General features: G+C 67.7%; 8 protein-coding genes and 1 pseudogene. 6 read left to right on the forward strand and 3 right to left on the reverse strand.

From position 1 onward, the window contains the following. Positions 1–12: 12 nt before the first annotated feature. Complete coding sequence (locus tag BN4332_RS13160; RefSeq protein WP_066898837.1) at positions 13–306, forward strand: 4a-hydroxytetrahydrobiopterin dehydratase; 294 nt, start codon at positions 13–15, stop codon at positions 304–306. On the opposite strand, the gene BN4332_RS13165 is transcribed toward BN4332_RS13160, so the two are convergent. Then, positions 275–1,480: a mannosyltransferase gene (locus BN4332_RS13165; protein ID WP_074133055.1), complete on the reverse strand. Its 1,206-nt coding sequence runs from the start codon at positions 1,478–1,480 to the stop codon at positions 275–277. The genes BN4332_RS13160 and BN4332_RS13165 overlap by 32 nt on opposite strands. A gap of 523 nt (positions 1,481–2,003) precedes the next feature. On the opposite strand from BN4332_RS13165, the gene BN4332_RS13170 reads away from it, so the two are divergent. Together BN4332_RS13170 and BN4332_RS13175 are read left to right on the forward strand one after the other, a co-directional pair. After that, on the forward strand, positions 2,004–2,243 hold the full coding sequence (locus tag BN4332_RS13170; RefSeq protein WP_235654083.1) for a hypothetical protein: 240 nt from the start codon (positions 2,004–2,006) through the stop codon (positions 2,241–2,243). Between the two features lie 41 nt (positions 2,244–2,284). Further along, a pseudogene (locus BN4332_RS13175) lies at positions 2,285–2,997 on the forward strand (Rv1157c family protein). 110 nt (positions 2,998–3,107) lie between these two features. Here the strand turns inward: BN4332_RS13175 and BN4332_RS13180 are convergent. Together BN4332_RS13180 and BN4332_RS13185 are read right to left on the reverse strand one after the other, a co-directional pair. Continuing rightward, entirely contained in the window at positions 3,108–3,257 is a 150-nt protein-coding gene (locus BN4332_RS13180; protein ID WP_003882209.1) for a DUF1059 domain-containing protein, read from the reverse strand. Positions 3,258–3,357: 100 nt separating this feature from the next. Then, a complete protein-coding gene (locus BN4332_RS13185) occupies positions 3,358–3,945 on the reverse strand; it encodes an HhH-GPD-type base excision DNA repair protein (RefSeq protein ID WP_066898838.1) in 588 nt (195 codons plus the stop codon). Between the two features lie 124 nt (positions 3,946–4,069). Between BN4332_RS13185 and BN4332_RS13190 the strand changes: the two genes are divergently transcribed. Genes BN4332_RS13190 through BN4332_RS13200 form a run of 3 tightly spaced genes read left to right on the forward strand, consistent with a single transcriptional unit; the run spans position 4,070 to position 6,408 of the window. Next, positions 4,070–4,372 carry a DUF732 domain-containing protein gene (locus tag BN4332_RS13190; protein WP_066898839.1) on the forward strand — a complete coding sequence of 101 codons (303 nt, stop codon included), beginning with the start codon at positions 4,070–4,072 and terminating at the stop codon, positions 4,370–4,372. Between the two features lie 48 nt (positions 4,373–4,420). Continuing rightward, a complete protein-coding gene (locus tag BN4332_RS13195; RefSeq protein WP_066898840.1) occupies positions 4,421–5,620 on the forward strand; it encodes a sensor histidine kinase in 1,200 nt (399 codons plus the stop codon). Continuing rightward, positions 5,617–6,408, forward strand: a complete 792-nt coding sequence (locus BN4332_RS13200) for a LytR/AlgR family response regulator transcription factor (RefSeq protein WP_066898841.1) — start codon at positions 5,617–5,619, stop codon at positions 6,406–6,408. The genes BN4332_RS13195 and BN4332_RS13200 overlap by 4 nt, the downstream gene beginning before the upstream one ends. The last annotated feature ends 90 nt before the right edge of the window (positions 6,409–6,498 follow it).

Below are 6,498 nucleotides of genomic sequence, written 5' to 3' on the forward strand. Positions count from 1 at the left end.
ACGGTCGGGCATATGGCCGTGTTATCGAACGATCAGGTCGACGCCGCACTGCCCGATCTGCCGGGCTGGGAGCGCGCGGCGGGCGCCCTGCGCAGATCCACCAAATTCCCGACATTCCTCGACGGCATCGACGCGGTCCGCCGTGTCGCTGAGTTCGCCGAGGAGAAAGACCACCATCCGGATATCGATATCCGCTGGCGCACAGTCACATTCGCCTTGGTGACGCATTCCGCCGGCGGGATCACCGAGAAGGACGTTCAGATGGCCAAGGAGATCAACCGGATTCTGTCCGATCAGCTCGGCTAACCGCGATCCACACCAGCGTCGCCAGGGTGGCGACGATGTAGATCAGCCCGGCCCAGGCCAGGTACCAGGGCCGGCCGATCACCCAGATCGTCGGCTGCGCGAAGCTGAGCAGCCACGGCACCCCGATCAGGGTCAGTGCCAGCCAGCCCCAGCCCAGAACCCGGGCACCCAGCCGGTCGGCCAACGGCCCGTGCAACAACCAGATCATCAACGGGATCAGCCAGACCCAGTGGTGCGTCCAGGAAATCGGTGACAGGAGCAATCCGAACAGGCTGACGATCACGATGGCGCCGAGCCGGTCGGCACTGCCGCCGACGGCCCGCCAGGCCAGCACCGCGAGGACGGCCGTGACGGCGATACCGAGCAGGACGGCCGGTCCGTATCCGGCGTCGTGCCCGAGGATTCGCGATATCCCGCCGCGCCAGGACTGGTTGAACGACGTTCCGATCGGCCCGATCCGGTCGGCATCGCCGAGGAGCTCGGTGAAGTACCGGCGCGCCTGGTCGCCGATCACCAGCGCCGAGACCGCGATGGTGCCGAAGAACACCACCGCCGAGAACACCGCGGTCCCCCAGCGGCGGGCGCCGACGAAGTACAGCCCCGATACCGCGGGCGTCAGTTTCACCCCCGCGGCCAAGCCGACCAACAGGCCCGACAGCCACCACCGGTTGCTGTAGACGGCGTAGAGCACGGCCAGCACGAGCACGACGTTGACCTGCCCGTAGTCGAACGTGCTGCGCAGCGGTTCGGTCCAGATGCCGACGGCGGTCCACAGCATCGCGACGCGCCGGTCGTCCTGGCCCAGCAGTCGCTGACTGATCCGCACCACGCCGTACAACGCCGCGATGATGCCGATCTGCCAGCAGAACGCGACCAAGCCGAACGGCAGCAGATGCAACGGGTAGAACACCACCGCGGCGAACGGCGGATACGTGAAAGGCAGTGGGAAATCCGGTGTCTGGTCGGCGTAGACGTAGTCATACAGCGCCCCGGGCCCGTCCAGCGTGGCGGCGCCGCCGACATAGACGTGCAGGTCGACGAAGTTGGCGCCGTTGGGAACGAGGTACGTCCAGGCCAGTCGTGCCGCAATGCTGAGGACCAGCAACGTCGGCGCCAAACGGTAGAGCCGCGCGGTTGCTGAGACTGGGGTGGCCGGTTCGGTGTTAACGGTCACGACTTTAGCGACCCGCTTCTCCTGCCCCGTTGCGCGGTTTGTATGCCCGGTGTTCGTCCGGCCCGGGCCGTTTGTATGCCAGGTGTTCGTCCGGCCCGCGGGTTGTCACGCCCGCGGGTTGTCACGCCAGCGTGTTGTCACGCCAGCGTGGCTCTGGACGCCGAGCGTCACGCTGGAGTGACCACGCCCGCCAATCCTCACTCACCTTGTCACGCCAGCGTGGCTCTGGACGCCGAGCGCCACTCCAGCGTGACATTCACGGTGGCGGCGGAGGTGCCGGCGGCAACCACGACAACTCGGGCAACGGCGGCTACCGCATCACGCGCCAGGCACTGGCCGGTAACGAATTCGGACGGTGCAGTAACGGTTGAATAACCGCCACACGTGTCCCTTGAGTAACACCAGTAACTGGATAGTTTCGTGCTCAGTCGTTCAAGCAACCGATTGGGAGAACCATGATCTTCACCTGGAAAGCACTTGCCACCNGGCCACGGGCCCCGCATCGCTGATCCCGTCGGCCGAGGTGACGATCCCACAGGTGCCCGGGATGCCGATCCCGCTGCCCCAGAAGGTCAACATCCCGGGCGACCTGGCCTCGCTCGCTCCGGTCGCGGCCCAAACCGCCCTGCCTGCCACCGCTGCGGCGGCCCCGGCCGCTGCAGCCGCAGCTCCGGCAGTGGCAGCTCCCGCGGCTGCGGCTCCCGGAATCAGCAACCCGGGTGTCGCGGCGCTGGCACCGCTGTTGACCGCCGGCCTGCCCTGATACCCGAACTGGTCTGACCGCCCGAAACGATTGGGAAAGCCATGTCACCGCGTAAGTCCCTGAAGATGATGTTCGGCACCGCAGCGGCAATCGGGTCCACCACCCTGTTGCTGTTCAGCACCGCCGTCGCCAATGCCGATCCGGCACCGCTGCCGATCGACAACCTGCAGGCACCTGGCCTGCCGGCGATGGAGAACCTCAGCCCGATCATCCAGCAGGCTGCGGCCGACCCGGGTGGCGCGGTGCAGCTGCTGATGGCAGCCGCGCAAGCCTTCGCCGCCAACAAATCGGAAACGGCTGAATCCCGNCCCCGGCCCCGGCGCCGGCCCCTGACTTCGGGCCCAACGCCCCGACGACGCAGGACTTCATGTATCCGTCGATCAGCAACGGATGCCTGAAGGACGGCGGAAACGTTCTGGCGACGGCGATCTCGGTCGCCGGCCCGGCCACGATCCCGCTGCCCGGCCCCAAGCCCGGCCAGACCGCATACGTGTTCACCGCGATCGGCACCCCGGGGCCGGCCGCCGAGCAGAAGCTTCCGCTCAACGCCACCTGGGTGAACCTGACCACCGGCAAGTCCGGCAGCGTGACGCTGCAACCGCGCTCGGACATCAACCCCGAAGGCCCGACCACGCTGACCGCGATCGCCGACACCGGCTCCGGCAGCATCATGACGACGATCTTCGGCCAGGTCACCACGACCGAGAAGCAGTGCCAGTTCATGCCCACCATCGGATCCACGGTGGTGCCCTGACCAACACCAAATGAATGGGGAAACGAAATTCCCGGTCGCTGGCCACATGGCCGGCGACCGGGAATTTTGTCTAGGGCTGTTTCGGTCTGTACTGGGCTGAAAGCTGGGGCCTAGTAGGCCATGAACAGAATCATCTCCCGGTCGTACTCGCGGCCGGGGTGCTGCTGGGCCAGGTGCGCCTGGGCCTTCTCGACGAGATCGTCCTCATCGGTGCCGCTGATCGCTTCGCCACACGGGCAGTTCAGATGTGTCTTCGCCATATGTTCACCATTGCATAGGTATCCCAGGTTTCAACCCCGAGTGTGCACACAGATCGCGGATCGGCGGCGAAATGCGCTCTCACCGCACGCTCGACGGCCCCTATGCCTTGGCGGCCTTGGCTTCCTTGGCCGCGGCCTTCATCTGCTTCTTGTACGTGCGCACCTTCTGCAACGAGCCGGGGTCGACCACATCGGCCACCGACATGTACGAGCCGGCCTTGCCGTAATCCCCCGCGGCCTCACGCCAACCCGCCGGCGTCACCCCGTACTGCTTTCCCAACAGCGCCAAGAAAATCCGGGCCTTCTGATCACCGAACCCGGGCAGGCGCTTGAGCCGCCGCAACACCTCTTTACCGTCGGGATCGCCATCGGTCCACAGCGCCGTCACGTCACCGTCGTATTCGTCGACGACGGCCCGCGCGAGGTCCTGCACCCGCTTGGACATCGACCCGGGGAACCGGTGAATCGCCGGGGTCACCGCACACAGCGCGGCGAACTTCTCCGGGTCGTATTCGGCGATCTGGACGGCGTCGACGCCACCGATGCGGTCGGCGATCTTCTTCGGCCCGGCGAACGCGACCTCCATCGGGATCTGCTGATCAAGCATCATCCCGACCAGCAAGGCGAACGGGTTGTCCTCCAGCAACGCATCGGCGGCCGGGTCTTGAACGAGCTGCAGTTTTCCCACGCCGCCAGTCTAGGACGGCGCGCTGCCGGATCGGCCGTCGTCGCAGGGAGTGAGAGGTTTTGACGCTTGCGTCGGTGAAGTGTGCGAATGTGTACGCGATAACCGGTGGATATGCCCATAGGAGATGGACATGCGTCGTGTGGTTGCTCCCCTCATCGCGGCGGTCGCGGCCGCTCTTGCCTTGGCCGCCCCGGCCAATGCGATCCCCGACCAGGGCACGCCGGAATTCGACAACTACATGCAAGGGCTCGACCGCAATGGGTTCCATCTGAATCCGGATACCGCGTGGCGCGTTGCCCATCAGGCCTGCATGGGCGGCATACCCGGATACATCAGCTGGGAGCTGGCCGCACAAGGAGTCATCGGCCCCGGTTCGGAGCAGCGGGTCTACGACGTGGCGCGAAAGTACGCCTGCCCCGTTCAATAGGTGGGCTAGCTGCGGTTTCGCCGCACAGCCATCTAAGGTTGGCCCACGATGTCCGGCGAAGTTGCTATCGCGCTGGCCCTGGCGCTGATGCTGGCGGCGGTCGCCGCCGTCGTGGTGGTGCGCACCCGAAAGGTGGTGGCCACTCCCACCGAACGCGCCGTCCACGCCGCGCTGCACACCGCGGCGCAGGCCGCCCGTGCGCTCCGGCAGGGCCTCGACACCGAATCCGCGCAGACCGCGGCGCCCTATCTGCGCGAGCTCACCGGCACCGCGGGACTGGCCCTGTTCGACGCCGACGCCGCCCTGCTGGCCCGCGATCACGACGACGAGGCGATTTGGCAGTCCGAAACCGTCGACGTCTGCGCCGACACGGCGCGCGAGTCGATCAGCGCCGGTCGCCGCGTGCTGCGCACCGCGCGGTCGACGGCCGTGGTGGCCCAGCCACTGCTGACCGAGGGCGGCGAGGTGCTCGGCGCGCTGGTGGTGCTGGCACCGGCCAGCCCGGGCCCGGGCATGCTCGGCGCGGTCGGCGAGGTGGCCCGGTATGCCGCCAGCCAGATCGAGCTGGCCGAGCTCGACGCGTCGCGCGCGCGGCTCGACCGCGCCGAGGTGCTGGCGCTGCGCGCTCAGATCAGCCCACACTTCATTTACAACGCACTCAACACCATCGCGTCGTTCGTGCGCACCGATCCTGACCGGGCCCGCGAATTGATCCTGGAGTTCGCCGATTTCACCCGTTACTCGTTCCGCGCGGCCGGGCAGTACACCACGCTGGCCGACGAGCTGCGCAACATCGACCGCTACCTCACCCTGGAGCGGGCCCGCTTCGGCAACAATCTGCGGGTGCGTCTGCAGGTGGCTCCCGAGGTACTCAATGTCGTGGTGCCGTTCCTGGCGCTGCAACCCCTGGTGGAGAACGCGGTACGGCACGGGCTGGCCGGGCAGGGCGGCGGGTCGGTCGAGATCGTGGCACGCGACGCGGGTACCGAATGCGTGATCACCGTCGAGGACGACGGCGCGGGCATGGATCCCGACATCCTGCGAGCCGGGCCCGGCGACGCACTGGCCGATCGCACCGGCGAGTCCGCCCATGTGGGGCTGACCAATGTGGACCATCGGCTGCGCGCGGCCTTCGGCAACGACTACGGTCTGGTGGTCGAGACAGCGGTCGGCGCGGGCACCAAAGTGGTGATGCGCGTACCGAAGTTCCGTTCGGGGGTACGAGCCAGCGGAGGTGCGTTCGCGTGAGTACGAGCCTGACGGTGCTCGCCGTCGACGACGAGGCACCCGCACTCGACGAGCTGGCCTACCTGCTGGGCCGGCACCCTGATGTCGGCCACGTCCACACCGCGTCCGATGCCACCTCGGCGCTGCGCGAACTCAATCAGCACGCGATCGACGCGGTGTTTCTCGACATCAACATGCCCGGTCTGTCGGGCATCGAATTGGCCGGGGTGCTCGCCAATTACGCCAACCGCCCGGCCGTGGTGTTCGTGACCGCCCACGAGGACAAGGCCGTGGCGGCCTTCGACGTGGGCGCCGTCGACTATCTGCTCAAGCCGATCCGGCAGAACCGGCTCGACGAAGCAGTGCGCCGGGTGGCCGCGGGTGCTCAGGCCGCCCCTGCCGCCGGAGCTGCCCCGCAGGAAGACCAGGACTCCGACGTCATACCCGCCGAGCTGGGCGGCATCACCCACCTGGTGCCCCGCGACAGCATCGGCTGGGTGGAGGCCGAGGGCGACTACGCCCGGCTGCATTCGGCGACGGGTTCCCACCTGGTGCGAATCCCGTTGAGCACCTTGGAAACCCGCTGGCGTGACCACGGCTTCCAACGCATCCACCGGTCGTACCTGGTGTCCCTGCGGCAGGTCACCGGCTTGCGCACGGCCGACGGCGCGGTGCTGGTGCGGCTGCGCGCCAACGGCACCTCGCCGGCGGTGGAACTGCCCGTGAGCCGCCGCCAGGCGCGCGAACTGCGCGACCGGCTGGTCCGCGATCCGATGCGCAATCTCAAGCCTGCGGGCACCGATGAGTGACCTGCCGACACCGCAGCGCCAGCGTGTGGTGCTGGCCCACCGCCGCGGCGCCCGCATGGTGCGCACCCGCATCGAGGTCGCCGAGCAGAC

This window comes from Mycolicibacterium houstonense, assembly GCF_900078665.2.
In the GTDB taxonomy this organism is placed as follows: domain Bacteria; phylum Actinomycetota; class Actinomycetes; order Mycobacteriales; family Mycobacteriaceae; genus Mycobacterium; species Mycobacterium houstonense.

Bases quoted from the DNA above. Each gene is read 5' to 3' on its own strand.
- BN4332_RS13190 (WP_066898839.1), top strand. From the start codon at position 4,070: ATGGACATGCGTCGTGTGGTTGCTCCCCTCATCGCGGCGGTCGCGGCC.
- BN4332_RS13195 (WP_066898840.1), top strand. From the start codon at position 4,421: ATGTCCGGCGAAGTTGCTATCGCGCTGGCCCTGGCGCTGATGCTGGCG.
- BN4332_RS13180 (WP_003882209.1), bottom strand. From the start codon at position 3,257: ATGGCGAAGACACATCTGAACTGCCCGTGTGGCGAAGCGATCAGCGGC.
- BN4332_RS13160 (WP_066898837.1), top strand. From the start codon at position 13: ATGGCCGTGTTATCGAACGATCAGGTCGACGCCGCACTGCCCGATCTG.